Genomic DNA, 25330 nt, shown 5'->3' with positions numbered 1-25330 from the left:
TTTTAGTTTTTATGGTTATAGTTTTTGCTAAACCACATTGTCTAAATCTAAACTCTTAAGCGGGATTACCTTTGAAAAGTATCACCAATTATTTTACCTTCTGTGGTTTAAGCCATGCTGTTCATGGGGTTCGAAACACCATTGTAAACTTCGGCCTGGGCTGCAAAAACTCACGCAAGGTAAGCATCCAGGACGTTTCTTCATTATTTTAATCCGGAGCGCCGGATTGGTATGCTGTTCACTGATTTCGTGTTACTTCTGTTGTTTTTTAACTATATATGGTTAATATATGTAAAAATAATAGTATAAAAACAGTAAATAAAGTGTCAGATGTGTCAGGTTTTAATGCTATATAGTTAATTAATGTAAAACTAATTAATAGTTATAACTATTAATTTTGTGCACTACCCTGATAGAATTAATGGCTTTGTAATACATTATATAATCTCCTGTATATTATGAAAGATAAGAGTCTTTTACATATTTGGTTTCAAAAACGGGGAAGTTATCTTGTCATATCCCTTTTTGCATTATTGTTTATGACAGGATGTTCTTCTGACGATGATGATACTACTCCTGTAGTGATTTCATACACGACATTGATTTATATGGCGGCAGATAATTCATTGGACAGTGATGTGGATTATACTATCGCGAAGATAAAAGAAGGAGCTAAGAAAAGTGCAGGAACAACAGTGATATATGTAGACAGGAAAGACGCTTCCCCACGGCTTTTCAAAGTCAATAGGGACGGGACTGAAACAGCCCTGAAAAGTTATGAAGAAGAAAATTCCGCTGATGCAGAAACATTGGTACGTGTCATTCAGGAAACAAAGCAATTGGTGCCTTCCGAAACATTCGGGCTGGTAATCTGGTCACATTCTTTGGGTTGGTATCCTGCCACCTATATCGAAGAAGAGACAGATGAAAGTGTCAGATTGAAATATGTAGCCATCGATGAAGATCCCGATATACCGGAAAGCTCTATTTCTTTTATGGAAGTGGATGCCATAGCAAATGCATTGCCGGACAAAGTAGCCGAATATATCTGGTTCGATGTCTGCCTGATGGGAACAGTAGAGGGCTTGTATGAGTTTCGCGGTAAGGCGGATTACCTTGTGGCTTCGCCGACAGAGGTATTGTTTGCAGCAGATTACGATGCCTCGGGTGTTCCTTATGCCAAGGTTCTGCCATTACTGTTTGGGGGTAAGAACGAGTTGACGGATGCCTGTAAAATCTATTACAGGCATTATAACGAAATGAGATATGAGATTCTTCGTTCGGCAAGTATTACGTTGATAGATGCCAAAGAGTTGGATGGGTTATACGCGGAAACAGAGAATATTCTTTCGGGGAAAGTATCGGATATTGAAAGTATCGCAACCGATGGTATCCAGGCATACCATACTAAGAATATCCCGCAGATATTTTTTGATTTCGCAAACTTTATCAAAGTAAACAGTACAACAGAGCAATACAGTTCATTCGAAAAACAGCTTTCCCGAACTGTACTTTATAAAGCGGCCACCGTTACTTTTATGGTCAGCGCGGATAATAAGTTTAACATCGATCCGGTAAAATTTAGCGGGTTGAGTGTATATATCCCTCTGCTGAAATGGAAAGGGACAAATGATTACCGATATTATTTTTCTCGTTTGAGATGGAGTGAAGTATATGGAGAATAAGTAATCTTTAAATTGAAACTAAATTACTTCTTCCAGAGATGCATACGATAATATTTATCAGGATGTATCGGTAAAGTTGAGACTGCATTCTTTCATAAATTTGATCTGGCAGCAAATGAGAAAATAGTTTATATTTCATTCTTTCTAAAGACTTTCGGAGTAGCCTGCTCACTCTTTTTAAAGAACTTAATAAAATGTGACGGATCTTCGAATCCCAGACAGAAAGCTATCTCATTGATCGTCCAGTTGGTATGTTTCAGCAAGGCTCTTGCTTCTAAGGCTATCCGCTCTGAGATTAATAGCTTTGTAGTTTTTCCTGTGACTTCTTTCAGTACCTTGTTCAGGTGATTGACATGGATATTTAGCTGCTGTGCATAGTCACCGGGAGAATGAAGGCGAATACTTTGTATGGTCGACTCTATCGGAAACTGTCTTTCCAGTAGTTCGAGGAATAAAGATGTGATTCTGTCAGAGGCATGAGATTCTTTATGTCCAACAGGCTGCATTATAGCAGGACGCATCTTTAATGCGGTGTGAATAAGTTCTGTAACCAGATTTCGAAGGACATCGTATTTATAGACATAATCGGAATTAATCTCCGAAAACATCTTGTCATAAATTATACGTACCTGCCTGAATTCTTCATCATTCAGATCCAAGATAGGTATTCCATGAGGCTGAAACAAAGGATAGGCTTTAAAATCGCCATATCCTTTGAAAAAATCTTCCGTGAAAACACAGAATGCACCTGTCTTATCCAAGCTCAGAGGTTCCCAGTTATAGGGAACCTGAGGATTTGCAAACAACAGCATATTATTTTCCACAACCAGCGTTTTGTCGGCATAATGAACGGTATTGCTACCGGATATCAGGCTTATCTTATAGTAGTCTTTGCGGCTATATGGGATCGTATGATCAGGCTGTATATAATCATCCAAAGAAAAGACATTGAACTGGCCTATCTTCCCGATAATCTCACTAGGTAAGATCCCTAATTTAATGCGATAAAAATCTGCTAATGACAATGCCTTTTCCATTATAATACAAGCTTAAATACTCTTTTCCTTTTTAAATATTTTGTCCTCCTGAAACCTCAATCCGCTGGGCATTCACCCATCGTGCGTCATCAGTACATAAAAAAGCAACTACTCCGCCAATATCCTCGGGCAAACCGACTCTTCCTAATGGGATCGTACTGGCGGTTATTTTATTGACCTGTTCGTTATCTCTGACAATACCTCCGCCAAAATCAGTGGCTATAGCACCAGGAGCAACAGCGTTAGACCGAATACCTCTGGCTCCAAGCTCTTTTGCCTGATACCTTGTTAATACCTCAATAGCTCCTTTCATAGACGCATAGGCGGAATATCCGGGCCGGGAGAAACGTGCCAGACCTGTTGAGATATTGATGATACCACCTCCGTCTTCGAGTATGTCCAATGCTTTTTGAGTAAAGAAATAAACACCTTTGAAATGGATATTGAAAAGACTGTCGAAATCCTCTTCGGTTGTTTCGGCAAAAGCTGAATTAATTCCGATGCCTGCGTTATTTACCAGATAGTTGATTTTCTGAGTACCAAAGTTTACAGACAACTCCTGCTTAAGTAATTCGAAAAAAGAATCGAAGCTTTTTACATCGGCAGTATTGAGTTGGAGAGCAATGGCTTTTTGTCCGATTTGCTCTATCTCTTCGATTGTTTCTAAAGCACTTTCCTTTCTACTATTGTAGGTAAGGACTACATCCAGTCCTTTTCGGGCTATGTTTAAAGCCATATTTTTACCTAGCCCACGGCTACCGCCTGTTACTAATGCGATTTTTGATTGTTGTGACATAATTCAATAGTTTTAATTACAACACAAAGATACTGGTATATAGCTCATTGATACTGTATGATTCAATCCGCTTATGGTAAAAATCAAATAATTGGCTAGCCTCTCTTCGAAAGACTTTAGTTGTATATCAGAATATAAGCATTTAGATATGTTGCTAAAAACAGCCAAAGAATATAGGGAATAAATAAGATCCCACTCACTTTTTGCGCCGGATAACATTTAAAAGCATAATATAATACACCCAGATCCAACAAGATAATATTGATAAAACCTAAAAGAGGGTTTTGCAGATAAAAGAATGAAATGCTCCATGTAAAATTAAGGAACAACTGAACCGCAAATAATGAGGTGAGAAATTTCTTGTTCCGTTCTTTTGAGTTCAATATCAGCCCAATAGAAATGCCCATACATAGGTATATTATACTCCAAGCAATAGGAAAAGCTATATTGGGCGGAGTTATTTCCGGTTTATTCAATGTCGGATACCATGTTTGTATAGATTCCGATTGAAAATAACTGGCTGTGAATCCGACTAAAAAACAAATTATTACAGGAAGTAATATGTATAAAAATTTTCTCATATGGATGAATGTTAGTTCTTGTTATCGCTGTTATGCTATGATCTCCCAATCCTCGACTTCTCCTTCTATTGTTTCAAATAAAGGATGCGGTTTTAGCTCAGTCAATGCAGGTAACTTTATAAAAAGTTCCGGGCTTCGTTTTTGAAGTTTTCGCCTCAGATGCTCATACTCATATTCCAATTGCCCTTTGGTTACAGGGATGGGAGAAATATTCTCAATCATCCGGATCTTTTCTTTACTGTATGAAAAATTCCTTCTCGCAGCTTCTTTGTATATTTCGGTAAGGAAAGCATCGATGTAGAGATTTGGATCAGGACTATTCTTAAAACGAATCAATTGAGGGTGATTCATATATCCCTTGGTCTTTCCTAAAAGCACATTCTTAGCCAATAACCCTTCACGCCACGAGGCATTAAGCCCTGCCGAGTCAAGATGCTGAGGATGTAAAGACCATAACCGCATGTATTATTTTGCTAAGAGTTTTTCGATAGTCCCGGCAATCTTTGACGGATTAGTTATCGGGGCATATCGGTCAATGACATTTCCTTCTCTGTCGATCAGGAACTTAGTAAAGTTCCATTTTATAGAATCCCCTAGGATGCCTTTGCTATTTTGCTTCAGGTATTTATAAAGAGGATCTGCATTATCTCCGTTTACCTCAATCTTGCCAAATGTGGTAAATGTCGTTTTATACTTCATTTCACAAAAAGAGGTAATTTCGTCATTTGTCCCGGGAGCCTGTTTACCAAACTGATTGCACGGAAAATCCAATATCTCAAAACCCTGATCCTTATATTTAAGATATAAATCCTGTAAATCTTTATACTGAGGAGTGAAGCCACATGCGGTAGCAGTATTAACAATCAGCAGCACCTTTCCTTTATAGTTGGATAATGGTATATCATTGCCTTTGCTATCCTTTACGGTAAAATCATATATACTCATAATATACTTGTTTTACCATATACAACAATCTCAAACGATTTTAGATTAGACGGTGGTAATTTTTATTGAAATATCCTTTACTCGCTTTATACATAGACATTGATTATTTCAAGAATAAGACAACAATTGCAATCAGAGCGGGCAAAGCCTGCTTGAAGAAGATTGATTTCTGAGCAGTGATAGCTCCATAAATGCCTGCAATAGCGACACAGCTAAGAAAGAATAATGCTATATTCTGGCTCCAGTCCGGATTGTCAATCAGCAATGACCAGATAAGTCCGGCTGCCAGAAATCCATTGTACAAACCTTGATTAGCAGCCAGTCCTTTGGTCTTCTCGAATAACTCATCCGGTATACTTTTGAATGTCTTACGTCCCTTTGTCGTCCATGCAAACATTTCAAGCCAAAGGATATAGATATGTTCAAGAGCGACAAACCCTATTAATATTTTAGATAATATTTCCATCTGCCTAACCTTTATAATAGTATTTACTGTACGAAGTTATATATTTAAAGAATAGAGTGTTTCCCCAAAAGATTTATTTTACAAGACGATTCTTACATTCTTTGTCTTTTTTCATTTCTTTTTTCTGATTTTTCTTTTCATTTTATGTTAAATAGTAAAAATGCCATCGATCGAATAACTATAAATAATGAGATTCTATATTATAAATCGCAATTTCTAGGTATTTATATAGATAAAAGAAAGAACGAATTTTGCATTGTATTTTAATTTTTGTGAAAATAACAATAAAAAAATGAATAAGATAAAGATTAAGAATATCCAAAATATTTGGATAAAATTAAACTCTCCATTCAAAATCATAGCTTCCATTCTCATCCTCTTTTTTTCTTGCATATCTTTTGCTAACGCTCAAAGTCCTAAATATAGTATTTCCGGAAAAATCCTTGAGGAAAGTGATCAAAAACAATTGGTAGGGATGGAATATGTAACGGTTTCTATTCCTGAATATGCGATGGGGACAGTAACTAATGAGGATGGATATTTTGCCATGCAAAATATTCCTTCCGGAAAAGTAAGATTTAAAGCCAAGTATGTAGGCATGCTTGAGATTGACACATTGCTCGAAGTCAATAAAGATATCTCATTATCATTTACATTGAAAAAAGAGAACTTCAGGCTATCGACAGTAGTTATTACAGCGACGAATAACAAAGCCGGACAATCTACGGCATCTTTCATATCCCGTAATGCGATTGATCACCTCCAGGCAACTAACTTATCAGATATCGCATCATTACTACCGGGAGGTCTAACTTCTAATCCTGATCTGACGAATGCTAAGCAGATTAAAATAAGAGAAGTCTCGGCCGATAACTCGGGAGCTTCAATGATGAATACTTTTGGTTTATCTATTATCAAAGATGGCTCACCTATCTCTAATAATGCTAATTTGCAGCTAATGAGTCCTTCTGTTGCCGGAGCAACAACAACTTTAGCGGGTGGTACTCCCCCAACGGGTGGTACAGACCTTCGGCTGATTTCTACTGATAACATAGAATCGATAGAGATCATAAGAGGCATTCCCTCTGTACAATATGGCGACCTCACCTCTGGCGCTATTATTATAAATTCGAAAGCCGGAAGGCAACCTCTACAGGTCGCAGCTAAAACAAATTCAAATGTTTATCAATTTTCTGCTGCATCAGGATTCAATCTGGGAGGTAATAAAGGTGCTTTAAATGTAAGTGGAGATTATGCGCATAATACCAATGATCCTACAGAGTCATATCAAACTTACGAACGTAGTAATATTAAAGTTCTTTATTCTAACCGGTTCTTTGATAGATTGTTTACAAATACATCGATTGATTTTGCTTACGGTGCTGATAGAAGAAGGCAGAATCCTGATGATGAAATAACCAAGCTGCATCAAAAAGGAGATAACATTGGCGGAACCCTTAATACGAATGGTATCTTACGGATCGCTACCCCTTGGTTGTCGAATATACGATATGTTGTTTCTGCCTCTTATACATCCAAAAAGAGTTATATGTCCCAATTGTATACAAATGCGACATCTCCCTATTCGATGACGACAAATGATGGAACTGTTTTGTCGAACAGACCCGGAGTCGATATTTTTGACAATAATGGTAATAAAATTACAAACTTCAGTGATGCCGATGCTAATTTATATGCAGTACAACTGCCTGCTAGTTATGAGGGTAGATATGATATAGAAGGAAAAGAAGTGAATGTGTTTGCTAAACTGATGGGTACTCTGTTTAAGCGATTGGGAAATACAAACCATACTATTTTAGTCGGGGCTGATTTCAAAACTGACGGAAATGAAGGAGCTGGTAAAACTTTTAGCCAGACAGAGCCTCCTTATAGGAATCTAAGTGCTCCAAATGCCTCTTTCCGACCAAGAAGTTATAAAGATATTCCCTATGTTAAACAATTAGGCTTATTTGCCGAAGAAAATTTTAGATACAGCTTTGGAGACCACAAACTTCAGATAACCGGAGGACTCAGATATGATAAAATATCGGTAGTAAAAGAAGTTTTCTCTCCCCGGGTAAATGCTTCTTTCGAAATAATTCCTCAAAAATTCTCTATCCGGGGAGGGTATGGGGTAACAGCAAAAGCCCCGAGCACCCTGTTTCTATATCCCGAATTAGCATATTTTGAATATGTAAATATGGATGAGTTAAGCAATGAGGCTATCCCTGAAAGTGAAAGATTGTATATTACAACTACGCGCGTATTCGATACGCAGAATAAAAACCTGAAAATAGCCAAAAGTAAAAAAGCTGAGGTAGGTTTTGACTTGAATATAAAGCAAGCTACCTTATCAGTAACCGGCTTCATTGACAGATTACAAGATGGTTACTCCATGTCTCCTACAATAAATAGTTTCAGGCCGGTCACCTATTATGCTTACCAAAGGATTAATGACGAGATTGTACAAACAGAGGCCTTACCTGTTTTAGCAAAATATTATACACCGACTAACAATATACAATCTAAAGCTAAAGGAGTTGAATTTGATCTCAACTTGGGACGTTTTGATGCTATCAGAACTGCATTTTCTATAAATGGAATGTGGATCAGAAATCAAAGTTATTCGAGCGATTATACCTTTTTTGATGGTAATAGCGGAACGGGTGAGAAAAACCGGACTCATATAGCATTGTATGAGAAAGGAATGGAAAAGAATAATTACCAGCGATTTACTACTACATTGAGAGCCACGCACAATATTCCTGAAATAGGTTTTGTCGTTACTCTGACAGCGCAGGCTATCTGGAACGAATCGCAATGGTACAATTTCGGAAACGACTCTATTCCTGTAAAATATATATCGAAGAATGATGGATTAGTATATGATTTTGACCCGGGTAGGAAAGATGAAGCTGAATTTAAACCATTAATCCGACAGGTTAATGATAAATACTATATCAAAGAGAATTATCCTCCTGCATATACATTCAATATAAATGTAACGAAGGAATTAGGCAATTATATGCGGGTCTCATTCTTTGCCAATAATATGTTTCGAACTTATTACAAAATTAGATCTAACCGGGAACCTAGTACTTATAGGAGTAGGAAGCAACAACAACAGTTCTTTTTTGGGATGGAACTATCTCTGACATTGTAAAAGTAATTTAAACCAGTAATAAGAAAATGAAAACAAAAAACATACTAACATATATCCTGTTATTTAGCTCGCTCTTATTTATGGCTTGCAATTCTTTTGAAGAAGCATCCGATGCTGGGGAAGTTAGCGAAATAGATGTAAAAATTAGTGTACAGTCCTTAGTTCCCGGAGTAACTTCATACGAAGGTTTTACTATTACATTTAAAAATGTAAAATACGGTACTGTCTATACCTCCGAACTTAATGAAAGTTCAATAACGCAATTGAAAGTTATTCCGGGCATTTATCAGATTGACGTAAGCGGAGAGTTTATCGATGATTCTCATGATACTTATTTATTGAATGGAAATAAAGTAAACTTCCCGGTTGTTGAAGACGGAGCTACGATAGATATAACTGTAAATGGATTGCGCAAGAATGATTTAATGTTTAAGGAAATATTCTATGCAGGTACTGCGAATTTTTATTTTAGGAATCAATTTTACGAAATATATAACAACTCTGAAGATCAGATAATATATCTCGATGGAGTTCACTTTGCCAATTTAGCCCCGCTTACAGCTACAACAAAACTTCCCCTATGGCCGGAAGAAGATGGAGATAGATACGTGTATGCAGAACGTGTATGGAAATTTCCCGGAAATGGGACAGATTACCCTCTGGCACCGGGAGAATCGTGTGTTATTTCTCAGTTCGCTGCTAACCACCAATTACCTCAATATAATCCGAACTCCCCGATAAATGGATTTTCCTCTGAATTTGAGTTCAATATGGATAATGCTAATTATCCGGATCAGCCAGCCATAGATATGACGCATGTATTCTATGACGGATTAGAGACAAAAGGAAGTTTACCTCAATATTTGACATCTGTCTTTGGAGGAGCATACGTTATTTTTAAACCTCTTGCGGGGGATGTTTACGACCCTGTAAATGATCTGTCTATGCGAACCAAGGATTTATCTGTCACGGCGACCAAATTGTATGCCAAAATTCCGATAACCTATGTTATAGATGCAGTAGAAGCAGGGCATAATGAGAGTATGCTTACAGCTAAACGTGTTCCGGCAGCGTTAGACAAAGGTATGACATATGTTGGGGCTACGTATAATTCACAGGGAGTGGCTCGTAAAAAAATAGGAGAGCATAAAGATGGGACACCTATTTTGCAAGACCTCAATAATAGTACAGAGGACTTTGATAGAGGAGTTGTCCCTGAATTCAGACGTTATGGATCAAAGATGCCAAGTTGGAATCATACGTTGTCCAATAAATAAAGATTGAAGACTAAAAAAGAAAAAGATGAAGAATATTAAACAACTTGTTTCGGCAATTATCCTATTTGTATTCTCAATGGTTGCGTATGGACAAGATAAAATAAACACTCCTGCTGCATTTGAAACATTCAAAGATAGAAGCCAATGGATGTACACAAATAATGCTGCCGGTTTGTTACTGGATAAACCGATAGATTACGCGGAGGTAAAATTCTCATACGATTCTCATTCGGGTAGTTTCCATCGTCCACAAACAGGAGAGAAAATCAATGATCTCAAGTTTGATGTTGAAGGAGCTGTATTTGTGGGAAATGTATATGCTTGGGGTAAGTTTAACTATACTCGTTCTAATATTAAAGATACCCAATTTAATGCTTCTATTATTGATCCGTACCGGGATATGCCATATATGGTTGCAGATACCAATATGAGTAAGTGGAACAATCAGATCTACGATTTACAGTTCAAAGTGGTGACACCTAAAATATGGAATAAATTGTCCCTGGGGTTAGAAGGTAGCTACAATGCTGCTAGTGGAGCTAAGCAACGGGATATTCGCACCGAAAACTACTTCTATATATTACAGGTAAAACCGGGAATTGTATACTCTATCAATAATAACCATCACATAGGTGCAAATTTTGATTTCCAAACATTAAAGGAAGAATCGAATATGTCCAATGTGAATGTCTATGTAGATCAGAACTACTATGCTTTGTATGGATTGGGAACAGCTACCAGGGGACTGGGATCCGGGCGTACGACAAATTATGAAGGAAATGGTATTGGAGGAGGATTTCAGTATAATTATCAGGGATTCTTCAATTTGCTATTTTCATCAAATTATAATTATAAAGTAGAGGATGTAAAAATATCATTTACATCGCCTGAAGAAAATGCAACAGTCAAGAGTAAAATATGGAGTGGTAAGTTGCAATTGAATAAACGGCTCAATAAAACCACTCACTATTTAACCCTGAATTATGCAGATAAGAAAATAGACGGAATTGAAGCTATAACACAATATGATAATACAGAGAATCAGAGTGGATATGTAACTATATATAAAGATATACGCTCAAAGTATAAGTTTCAACAAGCATCACTCGATTATGATTTTACAATTGACAGAGACTTGGAATATAATTGGAAATTCGGAATTGGAGTGAAATATACAAACAAAGAAGATGTCTATCTTACTCCGCGATCTGAAAAAAATGCCGAAAATCTTATTGCTCAATTCAGAATAAAAAAGAATTTTATTCTTTCAGATGATGTATTAAAGAGAAGAGTGTTATTGGGAGCCGACTATAGTTATAATAACAATCTGTCGGGAGGATACAGTTACAATGGCAGCCATCCTGAATATATAGTTGTTACCCAATTTGAACAGACTGATACAGATTATCTTAATTCCAACTTTTATTCCTTGGGCGCAAATCTAACATATTCTCAAAAGATAAAAAAAGATATACTGGCCAATCTGTTTGCTAAGGCTGAGTTTAGATATACGAAAGCTACTTCTTATGAGTTTGGTAATCGAAATCGATTACAAATATCAATAGGATGTAATTTCTAAATAATTCAGTAAAGGAAATGAAGAAATCACTTCATTTCCTTTACTTCATTTATAAAGATCAAAAAAACTAAAATAGAGATGAAAAAAACTTATTTGTTATTGGCCATTAGTTTGCTATTATCCAGCATAGTATGCGGGCAAAGCATTGTGAAGCCATCAATTAATACGAAGACAACTTTTGCAATAATAATTGATAGTAAAAGCTATGCAGAAGCTAAAAAAGAAGTAGACGAATATAAGAAGATCATCGAGAATGATGGATTAGGTACATATATAATATCTCATACATGGACCAAGCCTGATGAGATACGCGAGATATTAATCAAACTATATAATGATAAAAAAGCACCACTGGAGGGTACTGTTCTCGTTGGGGATATTCCAATTCCGATGCTACGCGATGCCCAGCATTTAACCTCAGCATTCAAAATGGACCAGAAACGAAACTGGCAACAGTCAAGCGTGCCTTCTGACAGGTTTTACGATGATTTTGGTTTAAAATTCGATTATCTAAAACAAGACTCGATAAAATCTTTATACTTTTATTACTCACTTCGGCCAGACTCGGAACAAGTCCTTTCTTCTAATATTTATTCAGCACGAATAAAACCTCTTGAAAACGGTAAAACGGATAAATACAGCCAGCTGCGAGCCTATCTGCAAAAAGTAGTAGATATACGTTCTTCTGAAAAAAGTAATATTATCGATAATCTGACTGTAGCACGAGGACATGGATACAACTCAGAGTCGAGAGTAGCATGGTCGGGAGAACAACTTGCGTTAAAGGAGCAATTTCCTAATTTATTTGCTGCAAATAATTTTGTGAAATTTATGGAGTTCGATTCTTATTGGCCAATGAAAGCTTATTGGCTGAACGAGGTCCAACGCCCTGATTTGGATGTAATGCTATTCCATCATCATGGATCGAATGATTATCAGTATATAAACGGATATAAAGAGGGAAGCGATGTAAATACATCTAAAGAAAACATAAAGCTGTATCTACGAAGTAAAATCTCCGGTGCTGTAAAAAAAGGAAAGGATAAAGAAGAGACAATTGAGTATTATATGAAATCGTTAGATGTTCCCAGGTCTTGGTGCGAGGAGGCATTTGATCCGGCCATACTTGCCCAGGACTCCATATTGAATGATTCTCTGGATATTCTGGTAAGGGACATTTACACAATAACACCTAATGCGCGTTTTGTGATGTTTGATGCCTGCTACAACGGGTCGTTCTATGAAGATGAATACATTGCCGGCGCATATTTATTTAATAGTGGTAAAACCATCGTTACACAAGGAAATACAGTTAATACTATTCAGGATAAATGGCCTGATGAATTTTTGGGCTTACTAAACAGTGGTATTCGCATCGGATTATGGGGGAAATATGTCCATTTTCTTGAAACGCATATCATCGGAGATCCAACGTATCATTTTACAAAGAATCTGAATTCGAATATCAATATTAATGAAGCGCTTACAATTCATAAGAATGATATCGCATACTGGAAGGAAGCATTATCGGAAGCAGATGCAGATATAAAAACAATAGCGCTACGTGTACTTTTTGATAACGATTATAAAAACATCTCAGATCTGTTGAAACAGACCTATTTCCAATCTCAGGATATGGTTATAAGACTTGAAGCCTTACAGTTATTGTCGAGAATGGATAATGATGATTTCATTGAGGTTTTAGCTGCAGCCATGTCAGACAGCTACGAACTAACCCGCCGCTATGCAGCAGAATATATTGTAAAGAACGGATCGGAAAAGCTAATTTCATCTCTTGCGAAGGCTATATTGAACGATAATACCTCAAAACGTATAAACTTTAAAATCTCATCGGGGCTAAGAATGGTCAATCTCGAGAAACTGAAAGCAGAATTAGAATTACAAGCTGCAGGAAGACCATTTTACAGCAGTGATATGCTGGACAAAACGCTGAAAGAGATAGAATCTGTTCAGAAAAGTAAGGATAGTAGCCTTTCATTGATTACCAACACGGAGGAAAAGGCGAAGAACAGAATATTTGATATAACAAGATTCCGTAACCAGCCCGCATCGGATGGTATAGATACGTTATTGTCAATTGCTGCTGATACTGCGAACGAAAAGGCAATCCGTTCTGTAACGATAGAAGCGCTGGGATGGTTCAACTATTCATATAGAAAAGGATATCTTATTGAAAAGTTAAACGAAATTTTGTCTATTGAAAAAGACAGCGATTTAATCAATGAAACAACTAAAAGTATAAACAGACTAAAATCTAAATAAAAATGAAATATATCACAATATCTTTATTGACATTGCTTATTGTCATATTTGTAGGATGTAGTTCACAAAGAGTAAAGCCATCTGCAAATATAGTTTTCGATTCTTACGAACAACATTTTATAGATTCAGTCTTACAGATTGGTCTTGACAATGAGGCTTTGTTTACATTGTTAGGAGATCTAAAGCCAATGAGCTCGTTAGTTACATTCAATTATCCGATAGCGAATAATGATAGTACAAAGGTTTCAAGTTCTAAAATATTGGACAGATCTATTCATGGGAAATATCTGGATCGGTTGTACGCGATTGTGAAAGCTATAAACAAATCGAGCATTCCTGATCTTCAATTAGTGCTTATTCCATATCAAACCCCTCAAAAGAAAAACAGAATCTTACAATTAAGTGTTGTTAGAAAAAGTTCGCTGGATAGTTTATTGAAGGTTAAAGAAGAATTTTTTGGCCAGTTTGGATTAGTTCCGGGGACTGACCCTAATGTAGTTGTCAGTACAATTGAATGTAGTGATAAATTTGAGAGGTGGAGAGGATACGGCTATCTTTTTGGCTATCCCGATTATGCTGTAGACTTCTTTATTAATGCATTTTTGGAAACTGAATCCACTGGTAAATTTGTGGAAAGAAACGCATTCAGAATACCTACATATTCTATGCCCGAAATGGGGAATTTTGTCTATACTTATCCCAAAGAACACACTCCTACAGCAGAAGTAGATTCGGCTATTTACTATAAAGGTGTGCATATTCTGGATAATTATAGGACATTGCGTAATAAATATATGAATGCAGACAGCACTGTACAATCTTACAAATTACTTCAGGATTTTCATAGATCATCAAAATAAATAGAAGTTTTGATTTTTGATGAGCAAAGAAAAGATAACTAAGATCAGTGCTTACACTGGTATATCGCTAGTTGTAGCGAATATGATTGGAACCGGGGCCTTTACAAGTCTCGGGTTTCAACTCGAAAGTATAACAAATACAGCCTCAATTATTACCTTATGGATACTTGGCGGCATATTGGCATTATGTGGAGCATTTAGCTATGCCGAGGTTGGAACTTTCTTTAAGAAATCGGGAGGTGAGTATACCTTTCTTTCCGGCATATATCATCCCGTAATAGGATATTTGTCCGGGTGGATATCGTTAACTGTAGGTTTTGCTGCTCCCATAGCATTGTCAGCTTTAGCTTTTACTGAATATTTTCCTGTCAAAACCGGGTATCCCCAAATAATCTGTATTGCTCTCATTGCAATAATAACATTAATACATAGTCGTAATCTGAATTCAAGTTCTAAGTTTCAGAATATAACTACTTTTTTTAAAGTATTCTTAATTCTGGTTATTATACTGGTAGGAGTAATAGTCCCAACCGAACCTAATAATGCAATTAGTTTTGAATCGTCATATGTGAATGAAATTACATCAGCGACATTTGCTGTTTCATTTATATATGTTACTTATTCTTATTCAGGGTGGAATGCTGCTGCATATATAACTGAAGAATTTAAAACCCCTCAAAGATCTCTACCTATTGCATTGATTGGAGGAACTTTAATTGTTACAATCTTATATACGTTGCTACAGATTACTTTCCTTAGTCATGTGCCCTTATCAGAATTAGTGGGGAAATTGAATATTGGAACCATTACCAGTGAATATATGCTAGGACCCGGATTTGCGAAAATATTCAGCACCGGAATTTCACTTTTGCTTATTTCCGGTATTAGTGCTATGGTATGGGTTGGCCCCAGAGTTACAGCAAGTATATCTGAAAGACATCATCTATGGCGGTATTTTAAAAATAACTCAAAAGGAATTCCTGTAAAAGCGTTATGGTTGCAGTTCACTATTAGTTCTATATTAATTATTACCGGAACATTTAATCAAATAATGATTTATTGCGGTATATTGCTCACCTTCTCTTCTTTATTGGTTATTGTGGGAGTGTTTATCTTAAGATATCGGAATAGAGGGAAGGTTATAGAAGGCTATAAGAGTCCATTTTTCCCTTTTTTTCAAATTATATTTGCAATAGTGGCTATCTGGATGATTGTATTCGCTTTCCTTAATAACACTTATGAGAGCTTAGCCGGATTAATAAATGTTATATTGGGATTGGCAACTTATTTTATTAAACCTAAGAAATGCCCGAATAAAATATAATCGGGAGTTCCTCCTAATAGTATTGTCGGATTGTAAGATTATGAGTTATAAAAAAGGAGACCCAATACATTTGTATTGGGCCTCCTTCTGATATTGAAAAAATAATCTTATTCGAATACTCTGGTCTGTGAAATAGTCAAAGCCCAGGGTGCAACTGTAATCTGTACATTCAATGATGAAGGAGCTTCGGAACTGAATGGATTACTTGTACCTAAACCTTTTACTACAGTCTTGATGTTATATGTATTGTTTCGTTTTACATATTGGTGGCTGTTAGAACCTCCACCTGATACAGAAGAGTTAGTTCCTTCCAGGTTTATAATTACAGGGAAGTATGTGTAGCCGTTAGCATCGACACGTCCAGGTACATTATTGATGTATTTGTTGCTTTGTTTAACTTTAGTTCTCAATACGATCATTGTAGGGTATATCTTACTTTCTACCGGCTGATTTTCGTAAAGATAGAAATATGTGTTATTATTCGACGCTGTTGAAGTTAAGAAGTTTTCAGCACCGGATAATATTGTGCTTGTTGAAGGATATAAGTCCCCGTTTCCTGAAAATCCCTGATAATAATCAACAGGTAAAGATGAAAGAGAAGGGCTGGTAACATTGGAGTTACGCACAGCATTCAGGATGAAAGCTGTTGGCTCTTCGAAAGTATATTCGGAACTTTGCCATTGCATATCTTCTATTTTTACTCTTGCAGCTAATCTGCTAAGGACAAATGTATGAGGCTCCAGAGAAGTACCATCGGACGGACTTGTAGAGTAACCTAAATAATTTTTACCCGGAACAACGGAGATTTCAGTCACATCTGTCGACATTGTCAGTTGGCCGTTTTCTTTTTCATTTTTAAGATCCGATGTTATTTTTTGCAGTTCGCTAAGAGTTTTTACAGATGATACATCTCCTGCGTAGTTAGCCAGGACGAATACTTTCTTAGACCCACTTGTTACAGCGATGTTGTCCAGCTTTGTTATACTGTTGTTTTGGCTTGTAAGGCTTTTTAGAGCTTCGAGTGTCCCGTCGGCATTAAAAACAAACGCATCTAATTTGAGCACTTTATCTTCCTGAGTAGGATTGCCTGAAGCTTTGGTTTGTGATGTTCCTGAAATTTGTAAACTTATGCTTGCTTTTTGTCCTGCTACTATAACAGGCGCATCGCTTTCTTCTATTTTATCGCATGACACAGAGAGAAGTGCAATAATAATTGCAAATAGAAATAGTTTTTTTGAATTCATTTTGAATAGGTTTAATAGATACTTTTTTGATTTTCCTTGTGAGTTTTGAGACAATGACTTTCCTGAGATGAATGGCCGGTTCTTCTCTGCTCCTTTTTTAACGGATTCGGAAAATATTCTCTTTTATAATTTGTAAAGAGGGTTACAGTTTGTCCGCAAAAATCAATGTGCTTATACTTACATTACAGCACAAAAGTAATGCGAATACTTATGCCACATAATAAGAAAAAGGGACAAAATATCTATTAAAAGGGACAAAGATAGAAACGTCTATTTGCTTAGTAATTTAGCCTTTAAGTTATGTTTGTCGCAAAACTGAAGAAGCTCTGCCATATTAGAGAAGTGGAATTCAGACAGGATAGTATCTATCGATACGGTTTGATGAGCCAGATAATATTCCAGCCCTTTTACTTTCTGAAGTACAATCCATTTATGAGGGGTGGTCCCGAATTCGGATTTAAATTTTCTCGTAAATGTTTTGGTAGTCATAAAGCAGTTCTCAGCCAGGCTTTTTACCGTGCTGTTATGTGTGTAATTAGTTAGTACACCTATCCTGAAATGATTCTGGCTAAGTAGTACCGGAGAGAAGAAAGCAGCAAGAGTCTGCTTGTCATATAATGTGCGCATCAGGAAGACAAACTCTTTTTTCTTGATATCATATACATATTTTGAGAATATCTTATTTCGTCTGTAATAGATAATTCCCGACAAGAAATAACGTAAGGTCTTTTTTATGAGTAATTTATTTAATTCTATAGGATCGGGGGCATATAGTGACACTATCTGATTCAGTAAAACCTGGTCGATAAACGGGAGAAGGTTGTCTGATTTTAACTCGATATATATGGTACTTTCTTTAGTGACACTTTTGTATGGACCGAATACTTTGGATATAAAAAACATACTGTTGTCATCGAATAACTTATGCTCAGAATCGTCTTTCTGAACCAGTATCTTGCCTTTCATCACAAAGATGATACTGTTTTCGCCGGGTATGCCTATTGTGAATTCTTTTTCATTATCTATATAATGTACCTTAAATGAATCATCTTTTTCTAAAGGTAAAATATAGTTTTGTTGAGTATTCTCATATTCGGTCAAGGCTTTTTCTAGATTAGGAGTTGGTATGGTCATATATGTAATTTGAACGTATTTATTTCTTTAACAATCGATAAATATGGAATGTTCTGGTTCAGGATTAGGTTCCTTGGCTATTTTTATCTCATTTGTGATCTGGCAGATTGCTTGTGTTCTGATTATCAGTTGTATATATTTTTGGAGGGAGTTTCGTTTTAGAATGTCTGCCATCCTTTATTCCTCTAATTTTGATACAGAATTTCTTTTTATCCTGGTAAGAGAATGTATACTAGAAAAAACAAAATCATCCGTATTCTTAATTTAAGAATACGGATGATTATCTAAATCGTATAATTTTATTGTCAGCTTTTTCTTATATCCGTGATATACTTAATATACATTCCTCGAGGCTCAATAAATCTTGCTCTCCGGTCACCATATTTTTAAGTGTTATTTTACCTTCGTTCATTTCGTTTTCCCCGATAATGGCTACATAAGGGATTTTATTGGAATCAGCGTATGACATTTGTTTTTTCATTTTAGACTGCTCCGGATAAATTTCGGTAGATATATTTGCCTGACGCATTTTGGTGATTAGAGGTAATATATAAGTTTCCTCCTTTTCTCCGAAGTTAACAAAAAGTACCTGTGTATTCTGGATTGAATCTTTCGGATACAAATCCAATTGGTTCAATACATCGAAGATACGGTCTGCTCCGAAAGAGAAACCCACCCCGGATACACCGGGCAAACCGAATATTCCGGTCAGGTTATCGTAACGTCCTCCGCCTGTGATGCTTCCCATTTGTACATCCAGCGCTTTTACTTCAATGATCGCTCCTGTATAATAGTTTAATCCGCGGGCAAGGGTTAAATCCAAATCCAGTTCGGAGCGAATGCCTATAATTTTTAGTCTGTTGAGAATAAAGCCTAGTTCATCAACACCCTTTATTCCTGTATCAGAGTCTTTAAGTACTGTTTTTAGTGTATCGAGCTTTTCCCCATTACTGCCCTGTAGCAAGATAATCGGCTGAAGCTGCTCAATAGCTTTCTGAGGAATACCCTTCGAAGCCAGTTCTTCATTTACCTTTTGCAGACCGATTTTGTCCAGTTTATCTATGGCAACGGTAATATCTGTGATCTTATCCGACTCACCTATAATTTCGGCTATGCCCGACAGTATTTTGCGGTTGTTCAGCTTTATGCATACCCTGATACCAAAGCGGTTGAATACTTCATCTATAATTTGTATCAGCTCCACTTCATTGATAAGCGAATCTGAACCGATAATGTCGGCATCGCACTGGAAAAATTCGCGATAGCGTCCTTTTTGCGGCCGGTCGGCGCGCCATACAGGCTGTATCTGATAACGCCTGAAAGGAAAAGTTATCTCGTTGCGGTGCATCACCACATAGCGGGCAAAGGGTACGGTAAGGTCGTAACGAAGTCCTTTCTCACTCAGTCTGGTTGCAAGACGGTTTACGTTTCTTTCCGACAGTTCTTCATCAGAAATATCTTTCAGGTAATCGCCTGAGTTCAGTATCTTAAACAGTAGTTTGTCGCCCTCTTCTCCATATTTGCCCAGTAATGTAGACAGGTTCTCCATGGCCGGGGTTTCTATCTGACGGAAACCATACAGTTTAAACACTTCACGGATGGTATTGAAGATATAGTTGCGTTTTGCCATTTCTTCCGGCGAAAAATCTCTTGTTCCTTTCGGGATAGACGGTTGTGACATAGTTTTACTGTTGATATGCATTATATTATTAAGTTGCAAAGATAGGATTTTTTTAGTAATCAGTCATGCATCAGGATAAGCGGGATTTTGTTTTTTCAAAAGAAGTTTATCTATACAATAAGCTGTTAGCCATTCGCTGTCAGCCAAAAGTTCTTTGAAGTGTTGGATTTAGTATTTAAAAATTTAATGTTTAAGAATTCAATAATTAAAATGCGTAAAAGTTGTCACCTTTGTTACTTTTTATATAGTGTTCTTTGTGTAAATCTTTGTGCCCCTTGTGGTAAAGAGTTTTCAACTACTAACTACACGAAGGGAATCACAAAGGCTAAAAAACTGTTACCTTTGTTACCTTTTAACGATATATAGTTAATGAAATAAAAAATGACAGGATGAAAATAGTAAAAAAGTTGGCAGATGTGTCAGGTTTTAACTATATACGGTTAATAAATGTGAATGAGATCAGTGGCTAAAATCCTCGATTTCGTGCGTTTGCCCTAATTGTTAACTGATAACTGACGCAAGTGTTACTTTTTTTACTATTGAATGTAGATTTAGAATTTTTCTTTGTCAATCGTTGTCCGGTAATATTCTACTTGTTAATCTATGTTTAATTAATCAGGATAAATCTTTCCATAAAACATATTCGTTATATTTTTGCATATAGGTAGCAGACAACTGCACAATATCCTTAGACAAGAAATAGAATGAATATCAAATATATAGCAGCACTGGCTGTATCATTTACAGTTCTTTGCTCATTCGGACCAGTCACCGAAAATAAAAAAAAGACCCCGACACTCTACAAAACAGCCGACCCTGTAAAGATGAACAGATGGGTAGACTCTGTATATAATCAAATGTCGACGGAGGAGCGTATAGGGCAATTGTTTATGCCTGTCGTAGCGGGCGATAATACAGATGCTAACAAAAGAAGGATGCTTTCATTGGTGAATGACCAACATGTGGGAGGTATCCTCTTTTCCAAAGGTACTCCTGTCAATCAGGCGGAACTGACAAACCAAGCACAAGGTAGCGCGAAAGTCCCTCTTATGATTTCTCTCGATGGAGAATGGGGATTATCCATGCGCTTGTCCAATACAACCCGTTTCCCCCGGAATATGATGCTGGGCGCAATACAAAACGATTCCCTGCTTTACTATTACGGGTTGGAAGTTGCCCGCCAGTGCAGATTGATGGGGATTCATGTAAATTTTGCTCCTGCATTGGATGTAAATAGCAATCCGGCAAATCCGGTTATAGGTAATCGTTCGTTTGGGGAAGATCCAGCCAATGTGTCCAAACTTGGAGTGATGTATGCTAAAGGATTGGAGGCGGGAGGAGTAATGGCAGTAGCGAAACACTTTCCGGGGCATGGAGATACCTCAACCGATTCTCATAAAGTGCTGCCTTTGATAACACATGACAAGGATCGGTTGGAAGATGTAGAATTTAAACCGTTCAGGGAGTATATACAAAATGGCCTTTCGGGAATGATGATCGCCCACCTGAATATTCCGGCTCTGGACGACAAGAAGCAGCCGAGTTCTTTGTCGGAATCGATAGTTACCGGCTTGCTTCAGGATGAACTTGGTTTTTCCGGACTTATATTTACCGACGGCTTACAGATGAAAGGGGTTTCCGGCGAAGAAAATTACTGTGTAAGGGCATTGCAGGCAGGAAATGATATATTAGTAGGGCCGCTGAACCCGGTAAAGGATTATGAGTCTGTAAAAAAAGCCGTGGAAGATAGAGTTCTCAGCGAGGACCTGATAGCAGCCAAGTGTAAAAAGGTTCTGGCCTATAAATATATTCTGGGAGTCAAAGATACCAGGCCTATAGATACAAGCGGACTGTTACAACAACTGAATACATCCCATGGCGAATGGATCAACAGGGAGTTGCACAAGAGTGCTGTTACGTTATTGAAAGATGATCAGAAGATCATACCCCTGAAAGAACTGGATAAACGAAAGATCGCGGCTGTTTCGATCGGGGAACGGGCGGATAATACTTTTCACAATACATTGAAGTTATATGCAGATGTAACTTGTTTTAGTATAGCCAATGGTGACGAGCTATTAAAGTTGAAAGATAAATTAGCACCGTTCAATACGATTATTGTTTCTGTTTATAATAACAAGGGGAATGCGAATACTGCGATTCAGTCTGTTGGCCAGGGAAAAGAGACAATTATAGCATTCTTTATTGTTCCCTACCGTATGTCTTCTTATGCTGCGTCTGCCAAAGCTGCCGATGGAGTTATCCTTGCCTATGAAAACTCTGACTTGGCACAGGATTATGCTGCTCAGGCGATATTTGGCGGGAATGGGGTCGATGGTAAAATACCTGTAACGGTAAAAGGACTGTTTAAAGAAGGAAAGGGTATCGATATAAAAAAGACCAGGCTTAGCTATGATATGCCTGAAGCTGCCGGGATCTCTTCCGGGCGGTTTAGCAAAATAGATACAATAGTACAGGAAGGGATAAAGGCGCAGGCCTACCCCGGTTGTCAGATATTGATAGCTAAAGACGGTATCGTGATATATAACCGCTCGTTCGGTTCGTTCGAATATAACGGAAACCGTAAAGTGACAAATGATGATATTTACGATTTGGCATCTATGACCAAGGCTACTGCCACAGTGCCCGCTATTATGAAACTGTATGACGAATCGAAGATAAAACTGAGTACGCCAGTCAGCACCTATGTACCTGTGTTGAAGGGGACGGATAAGTCTCAGATAACTATTCGTCAGGCTTTGTTGCATGAGACGGGTCTTACATCTTTCATCCCGTACTATATGGATGCCATTGATAAATCGAGCTATGACGGGAAGCTGTTTAACAGGAGCCGCACGAGCCTTTATTCTGCATTATTCGATTCCAATACATGGGCGCGTACAGATTATAAATATAAATCAAATTTAGTATCCACAACCGAAAAAGCAGGATTTGTCCCTCTGGCTGAGGGATTGTTTGTAAATAAGGTTTATAACGATACGATTATAGCAGCTATAGCTAGTTCTAAGTTAAGGCCGAGGAAAACCTATTTGTATAGCTGCCTCAATTTTATGTTATTGAAAGAAGTGGTGGAAAAAGTGTCGAAGGAAGATTTGAATTCTTTTGTACAGGATAATTTCTTTAGCAAACTGGGATCTGTTACATCGACTTATACCCCTCTCAAGAAGTTTGATAAGAGCCGTATTGTACCTACCGAACAGGATGATTTTCTTCGTAAGCAGTTAATTCAGGGATATGTACACGACGAAGGAGCTGCTTTTATGGGAGGTGTCTCAGGAAATGCAGGACTGTTTTCCAATGCGAATGACTTGGCTAAGTTATATCAGATGTGGCTCAATAAAGGAGAATATGGAGGAGAAGAATATTTGTCGGAAAAAACCTGGCAGCTATTCACCAAAACGAAAAGTGCGACCTCACGCCGGGGATTAGGCTTTGATAAACCGGAAATGCGAACTAATAAATCCGGCCCTACATCGGCAAGTGCGCCTGCAAGTGTGTATGGTCATACAGGATTCACAGGAACTTGCTTCTGGATAGACCCAGATAATGATTTAATTTTCATATTTTTGTCTAACAGAATAAACGACAAGCGTACACATAAGCAGCTTATGAGCATGAATATCCGCGAACGCATACAGGAGGAAATGTACAGGGCAACAAGAAAAGGTGGAGGTTTGTCTGAACTGACAGAATCAACTAATATAAATACTAATACTAATATCGACACTGATGACGACGACCAGACTGACGCTGAATGATGAGGTAAAACCTTTTTTCGAAACCGATGATAAAGAAATATGGGACTTAATTATTGAAAATAGAATTGATGATCTATTAACCGCCTTACCCCGTGAAGAGGACAATATATTGGACACGATAATAAAAGAACTGTTGTCGACAGGCAAAAGTGAGACATTCGAAACATATGACTTTATAAAGATAGAGGAAGGAAACAATGCACTTTTCAGGGATTTGGTACGTTTGGTGTTTTCCTTGGATATAAACGGGAATTTCGAAGAAGTCCGTCTTGGATTGGTTGACAGAATGTTTGATGTAATACCCGTTATGGTTGAGCAGATTCAGAAAGAGTCGGTCGGATACCCGATGAGAAGGGTCGATGAAACTATTTTGGTAGAAGGGTCTACGTTGCGGGCTGCGCTAATGAGTTTTGTTTACTACTATCGCCTGAAAGATGATACGGAAGCCTTACATTTTGTAATTGTAATGCGTTCTAAAATCACACTGGCCATTATGAGCAACTATAAGAATGTGCTGGGGCATGACATGATCGAATCGGCGCAAATAAAGGAAAAGGTAAGAGAACGGGACGCGGCTCTGAGTTTCTATAATCTGGTGAAGGAGAATCTTAAAGGAGAATTACACTGGTTTGTAGAAAGTCCCGAAATGGGAGCGAATGAAGACGATACTGTTATGTTACGGGCTTTACGGGAGGCATATGCCTCTATCGACAGATTGAAAGATACATCTGAGTTTGAGAAAGTATGCGCGGTTATAGATGAGGTGCTAAGCCGGGAATATGAGGAATTTGACTTCGACGATGACGAAGAGGGGGATGACGAATAGGATAATATATTTCTTTTTATTCCTTTGCCCGTTATGGCTTTCTGCACAAGGGCAAAGGAGCGTTTCTGTTCTCGAAAGATATTTACAGGCAAAGGAACTTGTAAATATTCACACATTGGATACTTCAATCCGTGCAGACCTGAAGTATGCGACACCAGATAACTTTACCAAAACAATTCTTTACGATACCTTGTTTAATGTGTATATGCATCCCGTTGCAGCAGCTAAATTGGTTAAAGCACAGAAGTACCTGAAGGCGCTTCATCCCGGTTTAAGCCTATTGGTTTATGATGCCGTCCGCCCATTGAGCGTACAGAAGAAAATGTACAAAGTAGTACAAAATACGAAGTATGCTGCTTATGTGGCGAATCCCGCTCGCACAGGATTGCATAACTATGGTATGGCCGTAGACCTGACTATCTGTGACAAAAATGGCAAACCGCTGGATATGGGAACTCCTTTCGACTTTTTCGGGCGTGCTGCCGGAATAAACAAAGAGGCCGAGTTGATAGAGCAGGGGGTATTAACCATGCAGCAGGTAGCAAACAGAAAATTGCTGCGCAAGGTAATGACACAAGCGGGTTTTCTGGCTATCAGGGGCGAGTGGTGGCATTTCAATGCCGTATCGCTGACGGAAGCTAAGCAATTGTACAACGTAATAGAATAGCGG

The 25330-nt window shown here is 37.6% G+C and carries 19 protein-coding genes; 10 read left to right on the top strand and 9 right to left on the bottom strand.

The window, feature by feature from the left end; translation table 11 throughout:
• The first annotated feature begins 458 nt into the window (after positions 1 to 458).
• The gene (locus IR083_RS17125) at positions 459 to 1685 is read left to right on the top strand and encodes a clostripain-related cysteine peptidase (RefSeq protein ID WP_194225230.1); all 1227 of its coding nucleotides are present in this window, start codon (positions 459 to 461) and stop codon (positions 1683 to 1685) included.
• Positions 1686 to 1813: 128 nt separating this feature from the next.
• Here IR083_RS17125 and IR083_RS17120 read toward each other — a convergent pair whose 3' ends face one another.
• The 6 genes from IR083_RS17120 to IR083_RS17095 all read right to left on the bottom strand — a co-directional run bounded on the left by IR083_RS17120 (position 1814) and on the right by IR083_RS17095 (position 5510).
• Positions 1814 to 2722 carry a helix-turn-helix domain-containing protein gene (locus IR083_RS17120; RefSeq protein WP_006800950.1) on the bottom strand — a complete coding sequence of 303 codons (909 nt, stop codon included), beginning with the start codon at positions 2720 to 2722 and terminating at the stop codon, positions 1814 to 1816.
• 31 nt (positions 2723 to 2753) lie between these two features.
• Complete coding sequence (locus IR083_RS17115) at positions 2754 to 3518, bottom strand: SDR family oxidoreductase (RefSeq protein ID WP_194225229.1); 765 nt, start codon at positions 3516 to 3518, stop codon at positions 2754 to 2756.
• Positions 3519 to 3634: 116 nt separating this feature from the next.
• Positions 3635 to 4099, bottom strand: coding sequence for a TspO/MBR family protein (locus tag IR083_RS17110; protein WP_006800952.1), 465 nt, complete (start codon positions 4097 to 4099; stop codon positions 3635 to 3637).
• A gap of 30 nt (positions 4100 to 4129) precedes the next feature.
• Positions 4130 to 4561: a pyrimidine dimer DNA glycosylase/endonuclease V gene (locus IR083_RS17105; RefSeq protein WP_194225228.1), complete on the bottom strand. Its 432-nt coding sequence runs from the start codon at positions 4559 to 4561 to the stop codon at positions 4130 to 4132.
• Positions 4562 to 4564: 3 nt separating this feature from the next.
• Positions 4565 to 5044 carry a glutathione peroxidase gene (locus IR083_RS17100; protein ID WP_194225227.1) on the bottom strand — a complete coding sequence of 160 codons (480 nt, stop codon included), beginning with the start codon at positions 5042 to 5044 and terminating at the stop codon, positions 4565 to 4567.
• A 103-nt stretch (positions 5045 to 5147) separates the two neighbouring features.
• Positions 5148 to 5510 (bottom strand): DUF1304 domain-containing protein, encoded by a 363-nt coding sequence (locus IR083_RS17095; RefSeq protein ID WP_194225226.1) that lies wholly within the window; start codon positions 5508 to 5510, stop codon positions 5148 to 5150.
• A gap of 292 nt (positions 5511 to 5802) precedes the next feature.
• On the opposite strand from IR083_RS17095, the gene IR083_RS17090 reads away from it, so the two are divergent.
• From IR083_RS17090 to IR083_RS17065, 6 genes are all read left to right on the top strand, one after another.
• Positions 5803 to 8673, top strand: coding sequence for a carboxypeptidase-like regulatory domain-containing protein (locus IR083_RS17090; protein WP_194225225.1), 2871 nt, complete (start codon positions 5803 to 5805; stop codon positions 8671 to 8673).
• Between the two features lie 26 nt (positions 8674 to 8699).
• Entirely contained in the window at positions 8700 to 9950 is a 1251-nt protein-coding gene (locus tag IR083_RS17085) for a DUF4876 domain-containing protein (protein ID WP_194225224.1), read from the top strand.
• Between the two features lie 25 nt (positions 9951 to 9975).
• Positions 9976 to 11529: a DUF6850 family outer membrane beta-barrel protein gene (locus IR083_RS17080; protein ID WP_006800958.1), complete on the top strand. Its 1554-nt coding sequence runs from the start codon at positions 9976 to 9978 to the stop codon at positions 11527 to 11529.
• 78 nt (positions 11530 to 11607) lie between these two features.
• A complete protein-coding gene (locus tag IR083_RS17075) occupies positions 11608 to 13812 on the top strand; it encodes a HEAT repeat domain-containing protein (protein WP_194225223.1) in 2205 nt (734 codons plus the stop codon).
• A 2-nt stretch (positions 13813 to 13814) separates the two neighbouring features.
• On the top strand, positions 13815 to 14672 hold the full coding sequence (locus tag IR083_RS17070) for a hypothetical protein (protein WP_194225222.1): 858 nt from the start codon (positions 13815 to 13817) through the stop codon (positions 14670 to 14672).
• Positions 14673 to 14691: 19 nt separating this feature from the next.
• Positions 14692 to 15996, top strand: coding sequence for an APC family permease (locus IR083_RS17065; RefSeq protein ID WP_194225221.1), 1305 nt, complete (start codon positions 14692 to 14694; stop codon positions 15994 to 15996).
• Positions 15997 to 16103: 107 nt separating this feature from the next.
• Here IR083_RS17065 and IR083_RS17060 read toward each other — a convergent pair whose 3' ends face one another.
• The 3 genes from IR083_RS17060 to hisS form a co-directional block, all read right to left on the bottom strand.
• The gene (locus IR083_RS17060; protein WP_194225220.1) at positions 16104 to 17240 is read right to left on the bottom strand and encodes a fimbrial protein; all 1137 of its coding nucleotides are present in this window, start codon (positions 17238 to 17240) and stop codon (positions 16104 to 16106) included.
• Positions 17241 to 17510: 270 nt separating this feature from the next.
• Positions 17511 to 18374: a helix-turn-helix domain-containing protein gene (locus tag IR083_RS17055; RefSeq protein WP_006800963.1), complete on the bottom strand. Its 864-nt coding sequence runs from the start codon at positions 18372 to 18374 to the stop codon at positions 17511 to 17513.
• 316 nt (positions 18375 to 18690) lie between these two features.
• Positions 18691 to 20055 carry a histidine--tRNA ligase gene (gene hisS, locus IR083_RS17050; protein WP_044216633.1) on the bottom strand — a complete coding sequence of 455 codons (1365 nt, stop codon included), beginning with the start codon at positions 20053 to 20055 and terminating at the stop codon, positions 18691 to 18693.
• Between the two features lie 704 nt (positions 20056 to 20759).
• On the opposite strand from hisS, the gene IR083_RS17045 reads away from it, so the two are divergent.
• Genes IR083_RS17045 through IR083_RS17035 form a run of 3 tightly spaced genes read left to right on the top strand, consistent with a single transcriptional unit; the run spans position 20760 to position 25327 of the window.
• Positions 20760 to 23834 carry a glycoside hydrolase family 3 N-terminal domain-containing protein gene (locus IR083_RS17045; protein WP_194225219.1) on the top strand — a complete coding sequence of 1025 codons (3075 nt, stop codon included), beginning with the start codon at positions 20760 to 20762 and terminating at the stop codon, positions 23832 to 23834.
• Complete coding sequence (locus IR083_RS17040; protein ID WP_194225218.1) at positions 23806 to 24660, top strand: hypothetical protein; 855 nt, start codon at positions 23806 to 23808, stop codon at positions 24658 to 24660. Before IR083_RS17045 ends, IR083_RS17040 begins: the two co-directional genes overlap by 29 nt.
• Positions 24650 to 25327 (top strand): M15 family metallopeptidase, encoded by a 678-nt coding sequence (locus tag IR083_RS17035; RefSeq protein WP_242052466.1) that lies wholly within the window; start codon positions 24650 to 24652, stop codon positions 25325 to 25327. Before IR083_RS17040 ends, IR083_RS17035 begins: the two co-directional genes overlap by 11 nt.
• Positions 25328 to 25330 lie beyond the last annotated feature (3 nt).

The sequence above is a fragment of the Dysgonomonas sp. GY75 genome, assembly GCF_015234155.1.
GTDB lineage: Bacteria > Bacteroidota > Bacteroidia > Bacteroidales > Dysgonomonadaceae > Dysgonomonas > Dysgonomonas gadei.
This window is presented reverse-complemented; position numbering and strand designations above follow the sequence as displayed.